21 protein-coding genes are annotated in these 22,758 nt (G+C 74.5%); 6 read left to right on the plus strand and 15 right to left on the minus strand.

The features are described 5' to 3' along the window. Positions 1 to 37: 37 nt before the first annotated feature. The gene (locus tag ACX9I7_RS25055) at positions 38 to 610 is read left to right on the plus strand and encodes a helix-turn-helix domain-containing protein (protein ID WP_459388578.1); all 573 of its coding nucleotides are present in this window, start codon (positions 38 to 40) and stop codon (positions 608 to 610) included. Here ACX9I7_RS25055 and ACX9I7_RS25060 read toward each other — a convergent pair. Together ACX9I7_RS25060 and ACX9I7_RS25065 are read right to left on the minus strand one after the other, a co-directional pair. Continuing rightward, positions 544 to 1,116, minus strand: coding sequence for a GNAT family N-acetyltransferase (locus ACX9I7_RS25060; protein WP_387568048.1), 573 nt, complete (start codon positions 1,114 to 1,116; stop codon positions 544 to 546). The genes ACX9I7_RS25055 and ACX9I7_RS25060 overlap by 67 nt on opposite strands. Before the next feature lie 85 nt (positions 1,117 to 1,201). Continuing rightward, positions 1,202 to 1,609, minus strand: coding sequence for a CoA-binding protein (locus ACX9I7_RS25065; protein WP_189447779.1), 408 nt, complete (start codon positions 1,607 to 1,609; stop codon positions 1,202 to 1,204). Between the two features lie 99 nt (positions 1,610 to 1,708). Here ACX9I7_RS25065 and ACX9I7_RS25070 point away from each other — a divergent pair, with 99 nt between their 5' ends. The 3 genes from ACX9I7_RS25070 (at position 1,709) to ACX9I7_RS25080 (ending at position 6,951) form a co-directional block, all read left to right on the plus strand. Then, positions 1,709 to 2,335 carry a YigZ family protein gene (locus tag ACX9I7_RS25070; protein WP_189447777.1) on the plus strand — a complete coding sequence of 209 codons (627 nt, stop codon included), beginning with the start codon at positions 1,709 to 1,711 and terminating at the stop codon, positions 2,333 to 2,335. A 189-nt stretch (positions 2,336 to 2,524) separates the two neighbouring features. Then, positions 2,525 to 3,691 carry an exonuclease SbcCD subunit D gene (locus ACX9I7_RS25075; protein ID WP_459388579.1) on the plus strand — a complete coding sequence of 389 codons (1,167 nt, stop codon included), beginning with the start codon at positions 2,525 to 2,527 and terminating at the stop codon, positions 3,689 to 3,691. Continuing rightward, on the plus strand, positions 3,688 to 6,951 hold the full coding sequence (locus tag ACX9I7_RS25080) for an AAA family ATPase (protein ID WP_459388580.1): 3,264 nt from the start codon (positions 3,688 to 3,690) through the stop codon (positions 6,949 to 6,951). Before ACX9I7_RS25075 ends, ACX9I7_RS25080 begins: the two co-directional genes overlap by 4 nt. On the opposite strand, the gene ACX9I7_RS25085 is transcribed toward ACX9I7_RS25080, so the two are convergent. The 8 genes from ACX9I7_RS25085 to ACX9I7_RS25120 all read right to left on the minus strand — a co-directional run bounded on the left by ACX9I7_RS25085 (position 6,896) and on the right by ACX9I7_RS25120 (position 15,625). Continuing rightward, complete coding sequence (locus ACX9I7_RS25085) at positions 6,896 to 7,387, minus strand: Lrp/AsnC family transcriptional regulator (protein WP_459388581.1); 492 nt, start codon at positions 7,385 to 7,387, stop codon at positions 6,896 to 6,898. The genes ACX9I7_RS25080 and ACX9I7_RS25085 overlap by 56 nt on opposite strands. 104 nt (positions 7,388 to 7,491) lie before the next feature. Continuing rightward, positions 7,492 to 7,782 (minus strand): hypothetical protein, encoded by a 291-nt coding sequence (locus ACX9I7_RS25090; RefSeq protein WP_387568060.1) that lies wholly within the window; start codon positions 7,780 to 7,782, stop codon positions 7,492 to 7,494. 59 nt (positions 7,783 to 7,841) lie between these two features. Further along, positions 7,842 to 8,222: a hypothetical protein gene (locus ACX9I7_RS25095; RefSeq protein WP_459388582.1), complete on the minus strand. Its 381-nt coding sequence runs from the start codon at positions 8,220 to 8,222 to the stop codon at positions 7,842 to 7,844. 192 nt (positions 8,223 to 8,414) lie between these two features. Then, positions 8,415 to 10,100, minus strand: a complete 1,686-nt coding sequence (locus ACX9I7_RS25100) for a DUF885 domain-containing protein (RefSeq protein WP_387568065.1) — start codon at positions 10,098 to 10,100, stop codon at positions 8,415 to 8,417. A gap of 62 nt (positions 10,101 to 10,162) precedes the next feature. Further along, positions 10,163 to 11,542 carry a GNAT family N-acetyltransferase gene (locus tag ACX9I7_RS25105; protein ID WP_459388583.1) on the minus strand — a complete coding sequence of 460 codons (1,380 nt, stop codon included), beginning with the start codon at positions 11,540 to 11,542 and terminating at the stop codon, positions 10,163 to 10,165. 108 nt (positions 11,543 to 11,650) lie between these two features. Further along, entirely contained in the window at positions 11,651 to 13,012 is a 1,362-nt protein-coding gene (locus ACX9I7_RS25110) for a dihydrolipoyl dehydrogenase family protein (RefSeq protein WP_459388584.1), read from the minus strand. A 60-nt stretch (positions 13,013 to 13,072) separates the two neighbouring features. Then, positions 13,073 to 14,683: an alkaline phosphatase D family protein gene (locus ACX9I7_RS25115; RefSeq protein ID WP_459388585.1), complete on the minus strand. Its 1,611-nt coding sequence runs from the start codon at positions 14,681 to 14,683 to the stop codon at positions 13,073 to 13,075. 111 nt (positions 14,684 to 14,794) lie between these two features. Beyond that, complete coding sequence (locus tag ACX9I7_RS25120) at positions 14,795 to 15,625, minus strand: alpha/beta fold hydrolase (protein WP_459388586.1); 831 nt, start codon at positions 15,623 to 15,625, stop codon at positions 14,795 to 14,797. 166 nt (positions 15,626 to 15,791) lie between these two features. Here ACX9I7_RS25120 and sigJ point away from each other — a divergent pair, with 166 nt between their 5' ends. Next, positions 15,792 to 16,676 (plus strand): RNA polymerase sigma factor SigJ, encoded by an 885-nt coding sequence (sigJ, locus tag ACX9I7_RS25125; protein WP_459388587.1) that lies wholly within the window; start codon positions 15,792 to 15,794, stop codon positions 16,674 to 16,676. 37 nt (positions 16,677 to 16,713) lie between these two features. Here sigJ and ACX9I7_RS25130 read toward each other — a convergent pair whose 3' ends face one another. Further along, on the minus strand, positions 16,714 to 17,472 hold the full coding sequence (locus tag ACX9I7_RS25130) for an SDR family oxidoreductase (protein WP_459388588.1): 759 nt from the start codon (positions 17,470 to 17,472) through the stop codon (positions 16,714 to 16,716). 220 nt (positions 17,473 to 17,692) lie between these two features. Between ACX9I7_RS25130 and ACX9I7_RS25135 the strand changes: the two genes are divergently transcribed. Next, complete coding sequence (locus ACX9I7_RS25135; RefSeq protein ID WP_459388589.1) at positions 17,693 to 18,442, plus strand: GntR family transcriptional regulator; 750 nt, start codon at positions 17,693 to 17,695, stop codon at positions 18,440 to 18,442. Positions 18,443 to 18,475: 33 nt separating this feature from the next. On the opposite strand, the gene ACX9I7_RS25140 is transcribed toward ACX9I7_RS25135, so the two are convergent. The 4 genes from ACX9I7_RS25140 to ACX9I7_RS25155 form a co-directional block, all read right to left on the minus strand. Then, on the minus strand, positions 18,476 to 19,633 hold the full coding sequence (locus ACX9I7_RS25140) for an ROK family transcriptional regulator (protein ID WP_459388590.1): 1,158 nt from the start codon (positions 19,631 to 19,633) through the stop codon (positions 18,476 to 18,478). A gap of 70 nt (positions 19,634 to 19,703) precedes the next feature. Then, positions 19,704 to 20,246, minus strand: a complete 543-nt coding sequence (gene mug / locus ACX9I7_RS25145; RefSeq protein ID WP_387568089.1) for a G/U mismatch-specific DNA glycosylase — start codon at positions 20,244 to 20,246, stop codon at positions 19,704 to 19,706. Between the two features lie 2 nt (positions 20,247 to 20,248). Beyond that, positions 20,249 to 21,682 carry an adenylosuccinate lyase gene (purB, locus tag ACX9I7_RS25150; protein ID WP_387568092.1) on the minus strand — a complete coding sequence of 478 codons (1,434 nt, stop codon included), beginning with the start codon at positions 21,680 to 21,682 and terminating at the stop codon, positions 20,249 to 20,251. A gap of 245 nt (positions 21,683 to 21,927) precedes the next feature. Beyond that, positions 21,928 to 22,722, minus strand: a complete 795-nt coding sequence (locus tag ACX9I7_RS25155; protein WP_459388591.1) for an SGNH/GDSL hydrolase family protein — start codon at positions 22,720 to 22,722, stop codon at positions 21,928 to 21,930. Positions 22,723 to 22,758: the final 36 nt, after the last annotated feature.

Raw genomic sequence — 22,758 nt, forward strand, 5'->3', positions numbered from 1 at the left:
TGAACTTGGCGAAAAAATATATTGGACGGGATCGAACGTGACGGACCTCGACCAGCTCACACAGTCACTCGCCCGTAACCTCAAGCGCTGGCGTGGCGAGCGCAACTTCACCCTCGACGCCCTGGCGGCCCGCTCCGGAGTCAGCCGTGGCATGATCATCCAGATCGAGCAGGCCAGGACCAACCCCAGCGTCGGAACCACGGTCAAGCTCGCCGACGCGCTGGGCGTCAGCATCACCACGCTCCTGGACTACGAGCAGGGCGCCCGCGTTCGGGTCGTCCCCCGGGAGCAGACGGTACGGATGTGGTCCACCGAGGCGGGCAGCCACACCTCGCTCCTCGTCGGCACCGAGGCGCGCGGCCCGCTGGAGCTGTGGGAGTGGCGCATCGTGCCCGGCGACAGCAGCGCCTCGGACGCCCACCCGCCCGGCACGGTCGAGCTGCTGACGGTCACCGCCGGCGAGCTCACCCTCGTCGTCGACGGGACGGAGTACCGGGTGCCGGCCGGCAGCTCGGCCACCTTCGAGGCGAACGTGCCGCACGTCTACCGCAACGACGGGTCCGAACCGGTCGGGATGACCATGGCGGTGGCCGTGCCGCCCGCCCGCTGAGGCGTCCCGGCGCCGGCCGGCCGCCGCGACGACACGTCGAGCGACAGCGCCAGCGAGTGCTCGGCGAAACCGAGGCCGCGGTACAGCCGCTCGGCGTCCTCGGAGGCGTGGAGATCGACGCGCGTGACGCCCTGCCCGGCGAACCAGTCGAGCAGCGCCTCCGTCGTCGTACGGGCGAGACCCCGCCCCCGGTACGGGACGTCGGTGCACACGTTGAAGACGAAGCCGAACAGGCCCGTCGGATGGCCCGGGGCGGGCAGCCGTTCCTCGATCCGGCCGACGCAGCACGCCGCCAGCCGCGGCACTCCCTCCACCGGCTCGCCGTCCACGACGAAGCCGACGAGCCCCGGCCGCCCGGTCTCCGCGAGCTGCCGCCGGGCCGTCTCCTCGGCCGCGGCCTCCCACGGTCCGGGGGAGTCCTCGCCGCTCATCTCGGCGAACATCAGACGACGCAGGCGGACGATCTCGGCGGCGTCCTCGGGGCGGGCCATACGCGGAACGATCATGGATTGACGCTAGCGCACGCCCGCCGGGGGGACTTCAGGATTTCCCAAGGGATTCGGGAAAGGACATCGGGAAAAGACAGGGGCCTCAGCGCAGCCGGGGGATCTCGATCGCCGGGCAGCGGTCCATGACCATCGACAGGCCCGCCGCCCGCGTCCGCTCGTACGCGTCCTCGTCGATCACGCCGAGCTGGAACCAGACCGCCTTCGCGCCCACCGCGACCGCCTCGTCCGCGACCGCGCCCGCGAGCTCCGAGCGGACGAAGACGTCCACGACGTCGACGTCGAAGGGGATGTCCGAGAGCGAGGCGTACCCCCGCTCGCCGTGCACCGTCTCGGCCTTGGGGTGCACGGGCACGACGCGCTTGCCGTGGCGCTGCAGGAACTCGGCCACGCCGAACGCCGCGCGCCGCTCGTTGGCTGACAGACCGACCACCGCCCAGGTGGGGCCGGTCCCCTCGATGATCTTCCGGATGATCCCCGGTTCTGCGTACATGCCCGCTCAACGAGCGTCCCCGTCCCCACCATTCCCGGGATCACCCACCAGATCCGGCCAAGATCCGGACGAGTTCCGGGGACGAACTAGGCTTACGGGATGCACGACGAATACCGGACGGTCGCGCGCGAGGGCGTGCACGAGATCGAGATCAACAAGTCGCGCTTCATCTGCGCGCTCGCGCCCGCCGCGACCGAGGAGGAGGCGCAGGCCTTCGTCGCCCGGATCCGCAAGGAGCACCCCACCGCGCGCCACAACTGCTGGGCCTACGTCATCGGCGCCGACGGCTCCGTCCAGAAGGCCAGCGACGACGGCGAGCCCGGCGGCACCGCGGGCGTGCCCATGCTCCAGATGCTCGTCCGGCGCGAGACCCGCTACGTCGTCGCGGTCGTCACCCGCTACTTCGGCGGCATCAAGCTCGGCGCCGGCGGGCTCATCCGCGCCTACGGCGGGGTGGTCGGCGAGGCCCTCGACACCCTGGGCACCATCACCCGGCGCCGCTTCCGGCTCGCGACCGTCACCGTCGACCACCAGCGCGCCGGAAAGCTGGAGAACGAACTGCGCGCCACCGGCCGCGAGGTGCGGAACGTGACCTACGGCACGGGTGTGAGCATCGAGATCGGGCTGCCCGAGGCGGACGTCGAGACCTTCCGCGCCTGGCTCGCCGACAGCACGGCGGGCACGGCTCGCCTGGAACTGGGCGGGGAGGCCTACGGCGACGTCTGACGCACGGCGGTCCGCCACCCGTCTCCGGTCGCCCGCGTTCGGCCGATCGTGCCGCCCGGCCCCCGCCCGGATGCGAAACTGGGGGACGGAACTGGGCAGAGTGACGTCCGGAACAGGTGCGACGCACGCGCCCACCGGGACCGGAGACGACAGCGGAGGGGACGAGACGATGCGGGCCGGAGCCGTCCTGTGAGACTGCTGCACACCTCGGACTGGCACCTCGGACGGTCCTTCCACCGCGTGAACCTCCTGGAGGCCCAGCGCGCCTTCGTCGACCACCTCGTACGGACCGTCCGCGAGCACCGCGTCGACGCCGTGCTCGTCGCCGGCGACGTCTACGACCGGGCCGTGCCCCCGCTCGCGGCCGTCGAGCTCTTCGACGAAACCCTCCACCGGCTGGCCGAGCTCGCCGTCCCCACCGTGATGATCTCCGGCAACCACGACTCGCCCCGCCGCCTCGGCGTCGGCGCCGGACTCATCGAGCGCGCCGGCATACACCTGCGCACCGACCCCGACGCCTGCGGCACCCCCGTCCTCCTCGCCGACGACCACGGCGACGTCGCCTTCTACGGCCTGCCCTACCTCGAGCCCTCCCTCGTCCGCGAGCGACTGGGCGCCACCGGAGCCGGGCACACCGCCGTGCTCCGGGCCGCCATGGACCGGGTACGGGCCGATCTCGCCGGACGGCCCGCCGGCACCCGCGCCGTCGTCCTCGCCCACGCCTTCGTCGCCGGCGGCGCCACCAGCGACAGCGAGCGCGACATCACCGTCGGCGGCGTCGCCGCCGTCTCCGCCGACGTCTTCGACGGCATCCACTACACCGCCCTCGGCCACCTCCACGGCAGCCAGGCCATCACCGACCGCGTCCGCTACTCCGGCTCCCCGCTCGCCTACTCCTTCTCCGAGGCCGACCACCGCAAGACCATGTGGCTGGTCGACCTCGACGCGGACGGCGCCGTCACCGCCGAGCGCCTCGACTGCCCCGTGCCGCGCCCCCTCGCCCGGATCCGCGGCCGGCTGGAGGAGCTCCTGGCCGACCCGGGGCTCGACCGGCACGAGGACGCCTGGATCGAGGCCACCCTCACCGACCCCGACCGCCCCCACGAGCCCATGGCCCGGCTCACCCGCCGCTTCCCCCACACCCTCAGCCTGGTCTTCGAGCCCGACCGGGCCCCCGAGGACCCCCTCGCCTCCTACGCCTCGCGGCTGCGCGGCCGCACCGACCAGCAGATCGCCGAGGACTTCGTGGCACACGTACGCGGCGGCGCCGGGCCCGACGCGGCCGAGCGCGCCGTCCTCACCGCCGCGCTCGACTCCGTACGCCTGGACGAGGCCGCCCGCGAGGTGACCCCGTGAGGCTCCACCGGCTCACCCTGACCGCCTTCGGGCCCTTCGGCGGCACCGAGCACATCGACTTCGACGAGCTCGCCGGCGCGGGGCTGTTCCTCCTCCACGGGCCCACCGGCGCGGGCAAGACGTCCGTCCTCGACGCGGTCTGCTTCGCGCTCTACGGCGGCGTGCCCGGCGCCCGGCAGGGCGCCGGCCTCACCCTGCGCAGCGACCACGCCGACCCCGCCACCCCCACCGAGGTCGTCCTCGAACTCACCGCCGGCGAACGGCGCCTGGAGATCACCCGGCGCCCCGAGCAGCCCCGCCCCAAGAAGCGCGGCACCGGCTTCACCCGGGAGAAGGCGTACAGCGCGCTGCGCGAACTGCCCGCCGGGGCCACGGAGTGGAAGGCGCTCAGCCGCTCCCACGACGAGATCGGCGAGGAGATCACGCGGCTGCTCGGCATGAGCCGCGAGCAGTTCTGCCAGGTCGTCCTGTTGCCGCAGGGCGACTTCGCCCGCTTCCTGCGCGCCGAGGACGGCGCCCGCGCCCGGCTGCTGGGCCGCCTCTTCGACACGGGCCGCTTCGCCGCGGCCGAGGAACACCTCGCGGAACTCCGCCGCACGGCGGAGGCCCGGGTGCGCGCGGGCGACGAACGGCTCCTCGCCCTCGGCCACCGAATGCGGCAGGCGGCGGCCGACCCGTCCCTGCCGGAGGTGGGCACGCCGCACCCGGCGACGGCGCCCGACGCCCGACGACCGGCGCCCTGGCGGGGCGCGGGCGCGCCCGGGACCGTCTCCGGCGGGACCGAGCCGTCGGGGGAGTCCGGCGGTCTGTCGGCGGCGACGCCTTCGGATCCGGGCGGGGCTCAGCCGTCGTCCCGGGCAGGGGCGAGCGGCATGGCGGCCCCGGCGTCCCGTCGTGCCGGGCGTGTGCCCGCGCCTCGGGCCGGCCGGGGCGGGGCCGCGGTGCCCGTGCCGCTCGCACCCGGCGACGCCGGGCTCGCCGAGGCCGTGCTGGAGTGGGCGGCACTCGCCCGCACCCACGCGCGGGAGCGGCGGGACATCGCCGACGCGGCGGCTCGCGCCGCCGAGCGCGGCCACCAGCTCGCGCGGCAGCGCGCCGACGAGGCGCGCGACCTGGAACGGCTCCAGCGGCGGCACGCCGACGCCCAGCGCCGCGCCGCCGCCCTGGCCGAGGGCCGGGACGAACGGGACGCGGTGCGCGAGCGGCTGGCGCGGGGCCGGGCGGCCGAGGTCGTCGCGCCCGCGCTGGAGGCGCGCGACCGGGCCGAATCCGAGCACCGGGCCGCCGCCGAGGCCGAGCACCGGGCCAGGACACCGCTTCCCGCCGAGCGGCGAGAAGCCGGCGCCGAGGAACTCGGCGCCCTCGAACACGCCCTCCGCGAGGAACTCGGCTCGCTCGCCGCCGCCCGCCGCGCCGAGGACCGCGCCGCGGCCATCGCCGCCGAGACCACGGGCCTGGAGCGGGCCGCCGACGCCGACGAGGCCCTCCTCGCCGAGGCCGCCGACTGGCTGACCGGCTGGGACGCCACCCGCCAGGACCACCAGCGGCGCGTCGACGCGGCACAGGAGGCCGCCGCGCGGGCCGAACGGCTCGCCACCCGCCTGGAGACCGAACGGCAGCGGCTCGCCGCCGCCCGCCGCCGCGACGGGCTCGCCCACGACGTATCCGCCGCCGAGGACCGGCTGCTGCGCGCCCGCGAGGAGGCCGTCGCCGCCCACGAGCACTGGCTCGACCTCAAGGAACGCCGACTGCGCGGCATCGCCGCCGAGCTCGCCGCCGGGCTCGAGCCCGGCGCGCCCTGCGCCGTGTGCGGCGCCACCGAGCACCCCGAACCGGCCCGCGCCGCCGCCGGACAGGTGGACCGCGCGACCGAGGAGGCAGCGCTGGCCGCGAGCCGACGCGCCAACGACGTGAGGGACGCGGCGGACCTGGCGCTGCGCCCCCTGCGCGAGGAACTGGCCGTGGCCGTCGCCGACGCGGGCGAGGCCACCGTCGCCGACCTCACCGCCCTCGTCGACGACCTCGCCCGCGACCACGCCGGGACCCGCGCCGCCGCCGAGGACCTCCACCGCGCCCGCCAGGCCCTGGAGAGCGCCGAGCGCGAGCACGAGCGGCGCCGCGCCGGACAGGAGGAGGCCCGGCTGCGCCTCGCCGCCCACGCCACGCGCCGGGACAGCCTCGACGCGGAACTGCGCGCCCTGACCGAGGAGCTGGACCGGGCGCGCGGCGGCGCCGAGAGCGTCGCCCACCGCGCCGCGCTGCTGGAGCGCCGCCTGGGCCTCGTCGCCGGCGCCGCCGAGGCCGCGCGCGAGACGGCCCGTACGGCGGACCGGCTCAAGGAGGCCGACGACCGCCTCGCCGACGCCGCCTACCGCGCCGGCTTCGACACCCCCGCCCAGGCCACCGCGGCGCTGCTGGGCGCCGCCGCCCGGCGGGAGCTGGAGCAACGGGAGGAGGCGTGGCGGCGCGAGGAGGCGGCCGTCGCCGCCGAACTGGCCGACCCCGGCCCGGCCGAGGCCGCCGCGCTGCCGCCCGCCGACCCGGAGGCGGCCCGCGCCGCCGCCGACGCCGCGACCCGGCTGCTGCGGCTCGCCTCCGCCGAGGAGGCTGCCGCCCGCACCCGCTGCGACGAACTGGACCGGCTCTCCGCCGAGGCCGTCGCCGACGCCCGCCGCCTGGCCCCGCTGCGCGCGGAGTACCACCGGGTGGCCGAGCTCGCCTCGCTCGCCGCCGGCACCTCCGCCCGCAACGAGCGCAAGATGCGCCTGGAGTCGTACGTCCTGGCCGCCCGGCTGGAGCAGGTGGCCGCCGCCGCGACGGTCCGGCTGCGGCGGATGTCGGGCGGGCGCTACACGCTCGTCCACTCCGACGCCCGGACCTCCGGGCGCGGCCGTTCCGGGCTGGGCCTCCACGTCGTCGACGCCTGGACCGGCAGCGAGCGCGACACCGCCACGCTGTCCGGCGGGGAGACCTTCTTCGCCTCCCTCGCTCTCGCCCTCGGCCTCGCCGACGTGGTCACGGAGGAGGCGGGCGGCGTCCGCCTGGACACCCTCTTCATCGACGAGGGTTTCGGCAGCCTCGACGAGCAGACCCTCGACGAGGTCCTCGACGTCCTGGACTCGCTGCGCGAGCGCGATCGCACGGTCGGCATCGTCAGCCACGTCGCCGACCTCAGACAGCGCGTCCCCGCGCAACTGCGCGTCGTCAAGGACCGGTCGGGCTCGTCCGTCCGCCTGCGGACGGCTCCCCGCCCCGACTGATCGCCCGGCGGGACAGCGGCGACGAGTACACGACGCTCGTCGTCACCGACCCCAGTGCCCCGATCCGCCCCGCGATTTCCTCCAGGTGCCGCATCGACCGGGCCGCGACCTTCAGGACGAAGCAGTCGTCCCCGGTGACGTGGTGCGCCTCCAGCACCTCGGGGGTGGTGTCGAGGAGGTCGTGGAAGGGCTTGTCGTTCCCGTTGGGATACCGCAGCCGGACGAAGGCGAGCACCGGCAGCCCGAGCCGCTCGGGATGCACGACGGCCGTGTATCCCCCGATCACCCCGGCTTCCTCCAGCCGTCGTACACGCTCGGTCACGGCGCTCGGCGACATGTTCACGATGCGGGCCAGCTCGGCGTATCCGACGCGGCCGCTGCTCTGGAGGGCGTCGAGTATGCGCCAGTCGGTGTCGTCCGGGGAATATTCGGTCATGGGCGCTGTCTAGCAGGGGAACACCCGGCGGATCAATGGTTTTGCCGTGGAAGCGGCGTCCGCGCTGTGAGCAGCGGGGTGCCCACAGCGCCGTCGCGCCGGTGTCAGCCGCCGGCCTGCTTGCAGGCGGTGTCGGTCCTGGCCGGGCCGACCTGGTCGACCTTGCTCATCACGGTGTCGCACAGCAGCTTGCTGGCCGTCGGGACCCCGGTCGCGCCGAGTGCACAGGCGATCTCCGCGCCGATGGTGCTGCGGGCGGGGTTGCCGCCCGCGAGGTAGTTGGCGCAGCTGGGGCCGTCGGCGTGGGCGGCGGGCGCCGCGATGACGACGCCTCCGGCAGCCAGGGCGAGGGTGCCCAGGGCCGCGGCGAGACGGGTGCGGATGCTTCCGGTCATGGAGTGTCCTCGCTGAGACGAAGTGGGGGATGGGAAGCCGGCTGTCGTCGCCTGTGCGGTCAGCCGGGCAATACGAACTTCACCGACCGAAAGGTGACGCTGTCCGGCTGCTGGTCGCTGCGGGGCTTGAGCACGACCTTGGCGGTGCCTGTGCAGTCGTCGCTCGCGAAGATCTGGGCGTTGGCCTCGGTGCTGGTGTTCTGGGGCGCGAACGCATCCGCGTTTGGGGCCCCAGGTTCGAGCTCTGCGACCTGCTGGATGAGGAGGCAATCGTTCAAGGGCGGCTGTTCCGGCAGGCTCGCGCTCACCGTGTCCCCTGTGGTGGTGCTCGTGTACTTGTAGTTGAGTCCGAGCTGTTCCTGCGCGTGTGCGGACGTGGCGGACGAGAGGGTCAGGGCGAGGGCGCTCGCGAGGGCGAACAGCGCGGGGGCCAGGCGCATGGGGGATCCCCTTCGGCGGATGGGCGCGGGCTGGTCGGCACCCATGATGCTGGCGTCCGTGCCGGAAATACGCCGATGGGGCCATTGGTGGCCCCAATCCACCCGCCGGAGTGAACATGCCGGATTCCAGGGGGAGTTGCCGGCGCCGGTGGACGGCGGCGACCGCGGTCGCCGCCGTCCACCGGCGCGCGGTCACAGCGCCGACAGCTCGGCCACCAGATCGTCCAGCCCCAGCGAACCCTGCGACAGCGCCGCCATGTGCCACGCCTTCGCGTCGAACGCGTCCCCGTGCCGCTTCCGCGCCGCCTCACGGCCCGTCAGCCAGGCCCGTTCGCCGAGCTTGTAGCCGATCGCCTGCGCCGGCATCCCCTGGTAGCGCACCAGCTCGCTGTCGACGAAGTCCGCCGGGCGGCCGCTGTGCATGCCGAAGAACTCCCGCGCCAGCTCCGGCGTCCAGCGCTCCCCGGGGTGGAAGGGGGAGTGCTCGGGGATCTCCAGCTCCAGGTGCATGCCGATGTCGACGATCACCCGCGTGGAGCGCATCATCTGGGCGTCCAGATAGCCCAGCCGGCGCTCGGGGTCGGTGAGGAAGCCCAGCTCGTCCATGAGCCGCTCCGCGTAGAGCGCCCAGCCCTCGCAGTTGGCGCTGACCATGCCGACCGTGGCCTGGTAGCGGGAGAGCCGGTCCGCGACGTGCGTCCACTGCGCCAGCTGGAGGTGGTGGCCGGGCACACCCTCGTGGTACCAGGTCGACACCAGGTCGTACACCGGGAAGCGGGTCTCGCCCATGGTCGGCAGCCATGTCTGTCCCGGGCGGGAGAAGTCCTCGGACGGCTGGCTGTAGTACGGCGCCGCCGCGCCGCCCGGCGGGGCGATGCGGGACTCGACGCGCTTGACGCGCTCGGCCAGTTCGAAGTGGGTGCCGTCCAGCGCCTCGATCGCCTCGTCCATCAGCTCCTGGAGCCAGACCCGCACCTCCTCGACGCCCTCGATGTGGGTGCCGTGCGCGTCGAGGTGGGCCAGCGCCTCCCACGGGGTCTTCGCGCCCGGCAGGATCTTCTCCGCCTCCACGCGCATCTCGCCGAGTATCCGGTGGAATTCGGACCAGCCGTAGGCGTACGCCTCGTCGAGGTCGAGGTCGGTGCCGTTCCAGTAGCGGGACCAGCGGGCGTACCGCTCGCGGCCCACGACGTCCGGCGCGCCCTCGACGGCCGGGGCGTAGACGTCCCGCAGCCAGTCGCGCAGCTCGACGAGGCCGCCCGTGGCGGCGAGCGCCGACTCCGCCAGCTCGGCGCGCAGGTCCTCGGGCCCGGCGGCGACGAAGTCACCGAACCAGCCCGCGCCGGTGCCTATCCACTCCGTCAACTGCCCCAGCACCGTGGTCACCTGGCGGGGGCCACCGAGCAGCCCCCGCGACAGCCCCTCGGCGAGGGAGGCGCGGTAGCCCTCCAGGGCCGCCGGCACGGCGCGCAGCCGCTCGGCGACGGCCGACCAGTCGTCCTTGCCGTCGAGCGGCATGAGGGTGAACACCTCGCGCACCGCGTGCAGCGGCGAGTGGATGTTGCTGACCGCGCGCAGGTGCTCACCCGCGTCATGCACGGCGAGTTCGGCGGTCAGCCGCTCGCGCAGCAGCCGGGCGCAGCGCCGCTCGCCGTCGCTGTCCCCGCCGGGCCGCGCCTCGGCCTCGGTCAGCGCCGCCAGGGTGGTGCGGGCCAGGTCGGCGACGGCCGCCTGACCCGCCGGGGAGAAGTCCGGCAGCCGCCGGGAGCTCTCCGCGAGGCCCAGATAGGTGCCGGTGATCGGATCGAGCTCGATGAGAGCGGTGACATGGGCGTCGGCGACCTGACGGGGCAGCGGTGCGCTGGTGGTGTTCGGCATGCGCCCATCCTCGTACGCGCGGTACCGCCGCGTCACCGGTTTTTCCCGCGCCGGACCGCCGGTCAGCCGCCCGTGGCGCGGCGTACGGTCGTCGAACGCGCCGGGGCGGCCGGGGGCCGGGCGGCGATGCGGGCGGTGATGACGAGGGTGCCTTCCTCGACCTGGTAGTCCAGGGGCAGTTCGAGGGCGCGCATGGCGGCGACGACCCCGGTGTTGGAGGCGGTCGTGACGGCGTAGACGCTTCCGCAGCCCGCCTCGGCGGCCATGGCCACCAGCCGGCGCAGCAGTTCGCCGCCGACCCCGCGCCGCTGCCAGGCGTCCTCGACGAGGAGCGCCACCTCGGTCTCGTCGCCGTCCCACAGCAGATGTCCCAGCGCCACCAGCCGTCCGCTCGTGGTGTACGCGGCCAGGGTGCGGCCGAAGCGGGGGCTCAGCAGGTGATGGAGGTAGCGGTCGGTGTCGCCGACGGGGCCGTGGTAGCGCTGGGAGAGCGTCGCGGGGGAGCAGCGTTCGTGCATCTCCCGGGCGGCGTCCAGATCGCCGGTGCCGGCCCGCCGGACGGTGATCTCGCCGCCCTCGGGCAGCGTCAGCACATCACCCGGGCGCACCGCGCGCGGGCCCAGGCGGGCGTCGAGCTCGACCAGCGCGCGGGCGCGGGCGAATTCGGTCGGGGTGAAGGGCAGATACGGGCGGTCGATGGTGACGGTGCCGCCGGAGGGGTCGCGCAGCCGCATCACCGTCCCCTCCCACATCCCCTCGTCGGGTACGGGCTCGCCGGCGGCGCCGGAGCCGGCGGCCGGTATCGAGCGGATGGTGCAGCGGCCCAGCAGCCGGCGCAGGGCGAGCGGCAGTTCGGCGGCGTCCAGGGCGGTGCGGGTGGCGAGGTGGAGGACCCGGGTGGGGACGTCCACCAGGTCGTGGGCGTCGGCCCGCTCCAGCCATGTGTCCCGGCCGCCGCCCTCGGCGGCGGCCCGGGTGAGCTCGGTGGGGCTGAGCGTGGCGGGGGCGCGCAGCAGCAGTTCGTCCACGGTGCCGTCGCCCAGGGGGTGGGTCTGGAGGGACAGTATGTCGACGCCGAGGTCCGCGAGGGCCAGGCCGAGGGCGGCCAGGCTTCCGGGTTCGTCGCGTACGGTCGTCCGCATCCGCCACAGCGTCGTGGCGCCGCCGGGGCGGGCGGCCGGCGTGGCGCCGGGGGCCGCTGCCGGGGGCGTGGCGGCCGGCGGCGCCGGGCCCCGGCGCCGGGACCACCAGGTGTGGAAGCCCGCCGTGGCCAGCAGCGCCCCGGCGGAGGCCCACAGCAGGACCGGGCCGTCGGGGCCGTGGACGACGGTGTCGGCGACGGAGTCGGCGATGGCGACCGCGGCGAACAGGGCGGCCACTTCCACCAGGTCCCGGCGCCAGTGGTGCCGGTGGGAGCTCTTCGCGATGGTCTCGTCGGTCATGCCGCCACCCTGGCGGAGCGGTGTTGCGTGATCACGAACACCCTGTGTCCGATGAGTAAAGGACGTTTCTGTTCGCTTCTGTGCCCGCTGGGTTAATTTTCCTGATGTTTACGCGCCGAGGTCGCGCAGCGCGTCCTCCACCCCCCGGTGGAAGGTCGGGTAGGCGTAGATCATGTGCCGGAGCGTGGTCACGGGCACCTCCGCCTGGACCGCCACCGCCAGGCCGTACACCACCTCGCCGCCCATGGGGCCCATCGCCGTGGCGCCGACGAGCACCCCGCGCTCGGCGTCCGCGACCAGTTTGACCAGGCCCTCGTTGCCCGCCTTGTGGATCCAGCCGCGCGCCGAGTCCGGCACCTTCGACAGCCCCGTGCGCACCCGCAGCCCCTTGTCGCGGGCCTGCTTCTCGGTCAGGCCCACCGCGCCGACCTCCGGGTCGGTGAAGGTCACCCGGGGCAGGGCGCGGTAGTCGGCGTCCGGGCCCTCGCGGCCGAGGATCTCGCGGAGCACGATGTCCGCCTCGTACATCGCCACATGGGTGAAGGCCCCGTGCCCGGTCACATCGCCCAGCGCCCACAGCCCCGGCGCCACCCGCATCCGGCCGTCCGTCTTCAGTGCCTTGACCGACGGGTCGAGGCCGACGGTGTCCAGCCCGAGCCCGGAGAAGTCCGCGCGGCGGCCCGTGGCCACCAGCAGCTGATCGCCCGTCAGCTCCGAGCCGTCCGCCAGCTCCAGCACGAACGCGTCGCCGTCGTGCCGCACCCGCTCCGCCCGGGTGCCCGTGCGGAGCGTCAGCCCCTCGGCGCGCAGCACCCCGGCCAGCAGCTCGCCCGCCTCCGGCTCCTCGGCGGGGATCAGGTCGTCCATCGCCTCGACGACGGTGACGCGCGACCCGAACCGGGCGTAGACCTGCGAGAGCTCCACGCCGATCGCCCCGCCGCCCAGCACCAGCAGCGAGCGCGGCGGCTCCTTCGCGGCGATCGCGTCCCGGTTCGTCCAGTACGGCACGGCGTCGAGGCCCGGCACCGGCGGGATCTGCGGCTTGCTCCCCGTGGCGATCACGATCCCGCGCCGGGCCTCGAAGACCTCGTCGCCGACGGCCACCTTTCCCGGCCCGGCGAGCCGCCCCCGGCCGCGCGCCAGGCGCCCGCCCTTGTCGGTGAACCGGTCGGCGGCGACCCGGTCGTCCCAGTCGTCGGTGGCCTCGTCCCGGATCCGGGCGGCGACCGGGGCCCAGTCCGCGTCGACCCGCGCCGAACCCGCCATGCCGGGGATCCGGCGGGCCTCGGCCAGCAGGTTCCCGGCGCGGATCATCATTTTGCTGGGCACACAGGCCCAGTACGGGCACTCCCCGCCGACCAGCTCGGCCTCGACGCCCACCACGGCCAGCCCGGCCTCCGCCAGACCGCCCGCGACGTGCTCGCCGCCGGGGCCCATTCCGATGACGACGACATCCACCTGTTCGGCCATGGCACCGCACCTTCCTCGCGACGGGTGAGACCGCCACCATCCCACCGCGCCGCGAGGGCGTCACTGTCCGACGCGCCCCGGTTGGAGCACCTTGGTGAACAGCACGCCGCCGGTCTCGCTCCGCAGCCGCACGGTCAGCTCGCCGCTGTCCCCGTCGATGGCCACCTCGCCGAAGAACTGGCTGTCCTGCCCGGGCGGGACGTTCGCCGTCGCGGGCGCCTTGACGAAGGGCTGCTCCGGCCCGAAGGTGCCGTCCAGCTTCACCGCCGGGAAGCCGCCCGCGTTGAGCGGGCCCGAGACGAACTCCCAGAACGGCGCGAAGTCCTTGAACGCCGCCCGCTCGGGGGCGTAGTGCTGCGCCGAGGTGTAGTGGACGTCCGCCGTCAGCCAGACCGTGCCCGTGATCCGGTGGTGCTTGACGTGCCGCAGCAGCTCGGCGATCTGGAGCTCACGGCCGAGCGGCGCGCCCGGGTCGCCCTGCGCGACCGCCTCGAAGTTCACGGGCCCGTCCGTGACCACCAGCCCCAGCGGCATGTCGGAGGCGATCACCTTCCACACCGCGCGGGAGCGCGACAGCTCCCGCTTGAGCCAGCGCAGCTGGCGCTCGCCCAGGATGCCCTGGGCGTCGTCGGGCCGCCGGTTCGGCGAGTTGGCGTTCCGGTAGGTGCGCATGTCCAGGACGAAGACGTCCAGCAGCGGACCGTGGCGCAGCACCCGGTAGACGCGTCCGTCGGCGTCGGGGGTGAGGGTGGAGAGGGGGAAGTACTCGGAGAACGCCTTCAGCGAGCGCGCGGAGAGGACGTCCGCCCGCTTCTCCGTGTACCGCGCGTCGTCCAGGAGCTGGCCGGGGTACCAGTTGTTGTGCACCTCGTGGTCGTCCCACTGCACGACGGTGGGCACCTGGGCGTTGAAGCGGCGGAGGTTCGTATCGAGCAGGTTGTAGCGGAACGCGCCCCGGAACTCGGCCAGGGTCTCGGCGACCTTCGACTTCTCCTCGGTGGTGATGTTCCGCCAGGTGCCGCCACCGGGCAGGGCCACGGTCGCCGCTATGGGGTTGTCGGCGTAGATGTTGTCGCCGCTGCACAGGAAGAAGTCGGGGTCCAGGCGGCGCATGTGCTCGAAGATCCGGTAGCCGCCCCGGTCGGGGTTGATGCCCCAGCCCTGCCCCGCGAGATCGCCCGACCAGAGGAACCGGACGTCCTCGCGGCGCGTGGAGGCCGTGCGGAACGAGCCGTACACCGGGCGGCTCGTGCGCCGGGGGTCGTCGGGGTCGGCGAGGACCACCCGGTAGTGGACGCGCTCCCCGGCGGGCAGGCCGCGCAGGGCCGTCCGGCCGGTGAAGTCCGTGCCGGGGCCGACCACCGGCCCGGTCCAGCGGCGGACGTTCCGGAACGACTCGGTCGCCGAGGTCTCCACGACCATCCGGGCCGGACGGTCCGAGCGCACCCACACCAGCCCCGACGAGGCCGTCACATCACCGGCCTGGACGCCCCAATCGGCGCTCGGCCGTCCCGACAGGAGCTGCGCCGGCGCGGACAAGGCCCGTGCGGGCAGCGCCTGTGCGGGTGTCGCCCCCGCGAGCGGCGGCAGGGCGGCCGCCCCGGCGGCTGCCAGGGAACCCCGCAGCACCGACCGCCGACCGACCCCCGAGCCGCCGTATGCCTTCGTCATCGATCGAAACCTCCTGTGCCCGGCCGATGACTCGTTCATCAGCGGTTCCCTCAGTGGTCCCGTTCCTACCGGGGCCAGGTGCCCGGCAGTCGAACACGCCGTGAACGGCGTTCAGCGCGAGGTGTCCAGGGCGACGCGGGCGACGAGCGCCGGATCGTCGTTCATGGGCACGTGGCCGCAGCCAGGCAGGCGCACCAGCCGGGCCCCGGGGATCAGCTTCTTCGCCCGCACCCCCTGGCGTCGCGGGAGCAGCCGGTCACGGGTGCCCCAGGCGATGGTGACCGGCACGTCCAGCACGTCGTGGGCGTAGAGCAGCGAGCGCCCGGCGGCCAGGGTGGCTTCGAATCCCGTCGCCTCGCGCAGCGCCCGGGTTTCGGCGACCAGCGCGTCGGGCGAACGGCGGCCCGGCCGGGCGTAGATGGCGCCGACCAGCGCGGCGCGGCCCGCCGCCGTCCGGGCCAGGCGGGCCACCGTGGGCTCGGGCAGCCGCTCCGCGCCCGTCCGCAGCGCCCGCAGCACCGCGTAGGCCCAGAGGCGCTCGCCGGGCGTCCAGAACCCGGCGGGGGAGAGGGCGGTGACGGACCGGACGAGCTTCCGGTGCCCCAGCTCCAGGGCGATCAGGCCGCCGAGGGAGTTGCCCACGACGTGCGGCCGGTCCAGGCCGAGGGCCTCGAAGAGCGCGCCGAGGACGGGGACCACGCCCTTGAGGTCGTAGGAGATCCCGCCGGGCAGCCCCGGGGAGAGCCCGAAGCCCGGCAGGTCGACGGCGACGACGTCGTGCTCGGCGGCGAGCAGGCCCACCACCGGGTCCCAGACCTGGAGATGATGGCCGATCCCGTGCAGCAGGACCATGGGCTCCCCGCCACCGAGGCGTTCGTACACCACCGTGGCCGTGCGCGGTCCGGAGGGCGTGTCGACGGGAAAGGAGATCTTCTCGGCCATGGGGCGGCTCCTCGTCATCCGTGGGGCGACATACCGAGACAGGATGTCAGCAACGGTTACCGCTGGGTAGAGCGTGGACGCGATCTCCGGCCGTCTCCGGCCGTGAGCAGCCGGTGAGACCCGGTTCACGTGGACAATCACCGCCCCCCTCGGCTGGGATGAGGAGGTGAACGCAACGGATCCCCTGCTCGACGTCTTCGAGGAACACCGCGCCACCCTGGGCGGGGTGGCGTACCGGATGCTCGGCCGGTTCGCCGACGCGGAGGACGTCGTCCAGGAGGCGTGGCTGCGCTGGTCGGCGGCGGACCGCGAGGACGTCCACGACCCGCGCGGCTACCTCGTGCGCGTCACCACCCGGCTGGCCCTCGACCGGCTGCGCCTGGCGCACACCCGGCGCGAGACGTATGTGGGGCCGTGGCTGCCCGAGCCCGTCGCCACCGACTTCGGCACGACCGTCCCCGACACCGCCGAGCGGGCCGTGCTCGCCGACACCGTCTCCCTCGCCCTGCTCGTCGTCCTCGAATCCCTCTCCCCGCTGGAGCGCGCCGTCTTCGTCCTCCGCGAGGCGTTCGGCTTCCCCTACGCGGACATCGCCGAGGTGCTCGACCGCTCGGAGGCGGCCGTGCGGCAGCTCGCCGGGCGGGCCCGCCGTCATGTGGCCGAGCGCAGACCGCGCTTCGGCGTCGACGCCGCGCGCCGCCGCGAGCTCACCGAACGGTTCCTCGCCGCCGCCACCGGCGGCAGTGTCGACGACATGCTCGCCCTCCTCGCGCCCGGCGTCCGCCTCGTGGGCGACAGCGGCGGCAAGGCCAAGGCCCCGCTGCGCGTGCTGGAGAGCGCCGACAAGGTCGCCCGCTTCCTGCTCGGCGTCGCCGCCAAGCCGCTGCCCGACCCGGAGCTCCGCGTCGTCGAGGTCAACGGCGGCCCGGCGGTGCTGGTGCTGTCCCGAGGACTGCCCGACAGCGTCGTCAGCGTCGAGACCACCGACGGGCTCATCACGGAGATCCACGTCATGCGCAACCCCGACAAGCTGACGGGGGTGCTGCCCTGACGCCCCGGCCGGGGCGCCGGGGCGGGCCGGGGAACGGCTAGAGCCCGCCGGCCACGCGCAGCACCGCGCCCGTGGTGTACGACGCCTCCGGCGACAGCAGCCACGCCACGGCCCCGGCGACCTCCTCCGGCTCGCCGGGGCGGCCCATCGGTATCCCGTCGGCCTTGCGCCAGGGGCGGTCGGGGTCGCCCATCGAGGCGTGGATGTCCGTGACGATCATGCCGGGCTGGACGGAGTTGACCCGTATGCCCTCGGCGGCCAGCTCCTTGGACAGACCCATCGTCATGGCGTCCACGGCGGCCTTGCTCGCCGCGTAGTGGACGTACTCGCCGGGGCTGCCGAGGGTGGCGGCGGCCGAGGAGATGTTCACGATGGCGCCGCCCTGCCCGCCGCGGCTAGTCGACATCTCCAGCGCCGCCCGCCGCGCGCAGATCAGCGCGCCGGTGACGTTGACGTCGACCACGCGACGCATCTGCTCCACGGGAGTCTCGGTGAACCGGCCCAACAGCCCGGTGATCCCGGCGTTGTTGACGAGGCCGGTGACCGCGCCGAGCCGCTCCTTCACCGTCTCGAAGAACGCGTCGACCTCGCTCTCGACGCTGGTGTCCACCTGAAGGGCGAGAGCCGCCACGCCCTCCGCGCGCACCGCCTCCGCCGTCTTCTCCGCGGCCTCCGCCGAGCGTTCGTAGCCGATGGCCACGGCGTGCCCCGCGCGCGCCAGCCGCAGCGCGACCGCGGCGCCGATACCCCTGCTCGCTCCGGTGACCACCGTGACCTGGTCCGGGACCTGTCGCATCGTCCGCCCCCCTGCCGTTCCGTCGATTGTCGTTCCGTCGATTTCGACCGACTCGTACTGGTGATCAACAACCGTATCCGACGGTATCGGAAGGCACTGACAGTGGCCGGTTCGCGACGCCATTGGTCTTGACCAAGTACGCCCACCGCCCTATGGTCGCAGGCATACTGCAACAACCTTTAATAAATAAGCGCGCGAAAAGCCTTTGCGGAGGGTCAGGGTGGGGAGTACGCAGCTGGAACCGGTGCCCGAGCCGAAGTACTGGCACCTGAAAACCGTCCTCAGCGACGCACTGGACTCGGAGTTCGCGGTGGGGGAGGTCCTGCCCAACGAGCGTGAGCTCGCGGCCCGCTTCGGCGTCGCCCGGGCCACGCTCCGGCAGGCGCTGGAGCAACTGGAGCTCGAGGGCCGGCTGCAGCGCCGGCGCGGTGTGGGCACCACCGTCGCCCCGCCCCGGATGGGAGTCGCGGTCACCGACACCGAGCACTCCTGGCCCGGCGCCCCCGGCGACGCCTGGCAACCCGTCGACGCCGCCGAACAGGCCCCGCCGGGCGCCGTGGCCCGGCTCCTCGACGCGGATCCGGCCACATCGCTGCACACCGTCCGCCGCACCCGCAAGACGCGCGGCCAGCCGGTCGCCACCGAGGTGCTGTACGTGCCCGCCGCCGGCGTGCCCGGCCTCGCCGCCGACGCGCCGCCCACCGGGCCGGCCCGCGCCCACGCCGTGCTGCGCGAGCTCCAGCGGCTGCGGCTGGAGGGCCAGGACCAGGCCGTGGAGCTCGGCTCGGCCCGCGCCGACGACGCCAAGCAGCTCGACAGGCTGCCCGGTTCACCCGTCCTCGTCGTCACCACGCGCTACTTCTCGGGCGGGCGCACCGCCGCCGTCGCCGTGGCCACCTACCGCGCCGACACCTGCCGGCTGACCTTCGGGGACGCCACGTCCCCCGCCGTCCAGCTCCTGGCCGGCTGACGCACCGTCAACCACGGCTCGCCGGGCCGCCGGTCACCGCCGGGCGGTGACCGTGCTCTCGACCGCGAAGAGCTGCTTCTCGATGTGGTCGAGGGCCAGGCGCAGCGCCCCCGTGGCCACCGCCGCCTCGCCCAGCAGCGACTGGGCCACCAGCGGCGGCCGCAGGCAGTAGCGGGCCAGCCGGGTGCGCAGCGGCTCCAGGATCCCGTCCAGGCCGGCGGCCCAGCCGCCGACCACGACCAACTCCGGGTCCAGCGCCAGTACCAGCGCCGCCACGTCGTGGACGAGCCGGCGCAGATACCGCTCCACGGCGGCCCGCGCCCGCTCGTCCCCGCGCTCCGCGAGCGCGAACACCTCGGCCACCTGGGCCTCGTCCAGCGGGTGCAGCGGTTCCCCGGTGGGGGAGAGGACCTCCTCGGGGGTGGCCTCGCGCCCCAGCAGGTGCAGCGCGCCGATCTCCCCGGCCGCGCCCCCGAAGCCCCGGTGGAGCCGCCCGCCGATCAGCGCGCCCGCCCCCGGGCTCAGCCCGGCCAGCACGAACACGACGTCGTCGGACTGCCGGGCCGCGCCCTTCCAGTGCTCGGCCACGGCGGCCGCGTTGGCGTCGTTCTCCACCAGCACCGGGCAGCGGAACGAGCGGCGCAGCCGCTCCCCGAGCGGCAGCCCCGTCCACCCGGGCAGCGCCGTGCCCAGCCGTACGGTGCCGTCCGCCTCCACGATGCCGGGGGTGGCCACGCCCACCGCCCGCAGCGAATCGCCGGGCACGCCCGCGCGCTTGAGCAGATCGGTGACGGCCACCCGCACCCGCTCCAGGCGCTCGTCGGCCGACGCCGTCGCGGAGACCTCCACATGGGCCGAGCCGATGACCCGCCCGCCCAGGTCCGCCATCAGCGCGGCGACGCGGTGCGGGCCGATCTCCACGCCCAGCAGGTGCCCGGCCTCCACCCGGAAGCGGAACCGCCGGGCGGGGCGGCCCTGACGGCGTGTCGCGCCCTCGTCGACGGCCGCCTCCACCACCAGACCGGTGTCGATCAGCCCTTCGACCACGCCTTCGACGGTCGGCCGGGACAGGCCCGTCACCTTGACCAGGTCCGTGAGCGTGGGGGCCTCGGCGGCGCGCAGCGCGTGCAGCACCACGGCCGAATTGATCCGCCGCAGCAGCGACGGATCCCCGCCGGTGAGCCGCCCCACGTGCCGCCTCCTAGCTTTGCGCGCCCTTTGCCGGACGGATCGTAGCCGGTGGGAGGGCGAGGGGCGAGCGTCAGCCCCCGGTCACGGCGGCCCGCAGCCTTCCGTACTCCTCCGCCATCCGCGGCAGCGTCCAGTGCGCGTTCAGCCCGCTGGGGTTCGGCAGCGCCCAGATCCGCGTGTCGCCGATCGTCCGCTCCTGCGGCCCGATCTTCGCCCGCTTGTCGCCGAAGGCGACGCGGTAGGCGGTCACACCGGCTATCGCCAGCCACTTCGGCCGCAGCAGGAGGACCTTCTCCTCAAGGAGGCGCCCGCCCTCGCGGTATTCCGCCTCGGTCAGCTCGTCGGCCCGCGCCGAGGCCCGGGCCACCACATTGGTGATCCCGAGCCCGTACGCGAGCAGCTCGTCCTGCTCCGCCGGCGCCAGCCGGCGCGGCGTGAAGCCCGAGGCGTGGAGGACCGGCCAGAAACGATTGCCGGGCCGGGCGAAGTGATGGCCCGTGGCGGCGCTCACCAGCCCGGGGTTGATGCCGCAGAACAGGACATCGAGGCCGGCCGCGACCACGTCGGGGACGAGGCGGTCGCGGGCGGCCTCCAGCTCTTCGCGAGTCGTCATCCTCAGAGGATGGACCCCGGCGCGTAGGCGGCGGCCTCCGGGTACCGCTTGCCGATCTCCTCGATCCGGGAGACCACGGTGGCGACCTGGTCGCCCGCCGCGCCCGTGAAGGACAGCTTGTCGGCCATCAGCGCGTCGAGCCCGGCGCGGTCCAGCGGGATGCGCTCGTCGGCGGCCAGCTTGTCCAGCAGCTCGTTGCGCTCGGCGCCCTGCTCGCGCATCGCCAGCGCGGAGGCCACCGCGTGCTCCTTGATGACCTCGTGCGCGACCTCGCGGCCGACCCCGGCCCGCACCGCGCCCATCAGCACCTTGGTGGTGGCGAGGAAGGGCAGGTAGCGGTCCAGCTCACGGGCGACGACGGCCGGGAAGGCGCCGAACTCGTCGAGGACGGTCAGGAACGTCTCCAGCAGGCCGTCGAGCGCGAAGAACGCGTCCGGCAGCGCCACGCGGCGCACCACGGAGCAGGAGACGTCGCCCTCGTTCCACTGGTCGCCCGCCAGCTCGCCGGTCATCGACGCGTAGCCGCGCAGGATCACCATCAGGCCGTTGACGCGCTCGCAGGAGCGGGTGTTCATCTTGTGCGGCATCGCGGACGAGCCGACCTGGCCGGGCTTGAAGCCCTCGGTGACCAGCTCGTGGCCGGCCATCAGACGGATCGTCTTGGCGAGCGAGGACGGCGCGGCGGCCAGCTGGACCAGCGCGGTGACGACCTCGTAGTCCAGCGAGCGCGGGTAGACCTGGCCGACGGAGGTGAAGGCGTGCGCGAAGCCGAGGTGCTCGGCGGTCCGGCGCTCCAGCTCCGCGAGCTTGGTGGTGTCGCCGCCGAGCAGGTCGAGCATGTCCTGGGCGGTGCCGACCGGGCCCTTGACGCCGCGCAGCGGGTAGCGCGCGAGGAGCTCCTCGGTGCGGGCGAAGGCCACCAGCAGCTCGTCGGCGGTGGTCGCGAAGCGCTTGCCCAGCGTGGTGGCCTGCGCGGCGACGTTGTGCGAGCGGCCCGCGACGACCAGCTCCGCGTGGTCGGCGGCCAGCTTGCCGAGCCGGGCCAGGACGGCCACGACGCGGTCGCGGACCAGCTCCAGCGAGAGCCGGATCTGGAGCTGCTCGACGTTCTCCGTGAGGTCGCGGGAGGTCATGCCCTTGTGGACGTGCTCGTGGCCGGCGAGGGCGTTGAACTCCTCGATGCGGGCCTTCACGTCGTGCCGCGTGACCTTCTCGCGCTCGGCGATCGAGACCAGGTCGACCTGGTCGAGGACGCGCTCGTAGTCGGCGAGGGCGGCGTCCGGCACCTCGATCCCCAGGTCCTTCTGCGCGCGGAGCACGGCCAGCCACAGCCGGCGCTCCAGCTTCACCTTCTGTTCGGGGGACCACAGCACGGCGAGCTCGGGGGAGGCGTAGCGGCCGGCGAGGACGTTGGGGATGCGGGGCTTTGCAGTCACGTGACCGAAGTCTACTGGCGGTTCGCGCAGACGGACGCCCCGCCCCGGTTTGTGGCTTGCTACGAGAACGCTGCCGCTGAGGCCGCCAGGGGCTCTCGCCACGGGAACCCCGTAGCGGGAGTCCCCCTATGAGCCCGCGCTGGGCGTCGGCGAATCATCCGCGGGTGCGTCGTGGCTGGTCGCGCCCGCGCGGCGGAGTCGCATGGTGTGTCAGGGCCCCGCGCCCCTTCGGGGCGCTGAGCCCGCTACGACAGCGCCTCGTACGGCAGCAGCTCGGCGCGCTTGGGCGGGCGGCCGTCGCCCGAGGAGCGGCCGGTCAGCCGGCGGCCGATCCACGGGCCCAGGTGCTCCCGGGCGAAGCGCGCGTCGGCCGCGCGGCGGGCGGCCCAGCCGGGGCGTGCGGCCGGGGGCAGGGGCGCCCGCCAGTCGTACTCCGCCGGGTGGCCCAGCGCCTGCCAGACCGCCTCGGCCACCCGCCGGTGCCCCTCGGCGTCGAGGTGCAGCCGGTCCTCGGCCCACAGCCGGGGATCGCCCAGGACGTCGGCGCCGAAGAGGTCGACGACCACGGCGCCGTGCCGCTCGGCCAGCTCCTCGACGAAGTCGAAGAGCTGCTCCATGCGCGGCCGGAACCGCTCCGCCACCGGACCCCGGCGCCCCGGGCTGCGCATCAGCACCAGCTGCCGGCAGCTCGGGGCCAGCCTGTCCGCCGCCTCGGCGAGACGGGCGCAGACGAGGTCCACGTCGCACTTGGGGCGCAGGACGTCGTTGAGCCCGCCCACCAGCGTCACCAGGTCCGCGCCCATGGCGGCCGCCGGGCCGGCCTGCTCGTCGGCGATCTGGGCGATCAGCTTGCCCCGCACCGCCAGGTTCGCGTAGCGGAAGCCGGCGGTCCGGGCCGCGAGGCGGGCGGCGAGGAGATCCGCCCAGCCCCGGTAGGAACCGTCCGGCAGGCCGTCGGACATGCCCTCGGTGAAGGAGTCGCCGACGGCGACGAAGCTGGAGTACGGCTCGGGGTGCGTGTACGTGGCATTCATCGGCATGGCGGGGCGATCCTATCGCCCCGCCATGCCGGGGAG

This window comes from Streptomyces sp. L500, assembly GCF_054551825.1.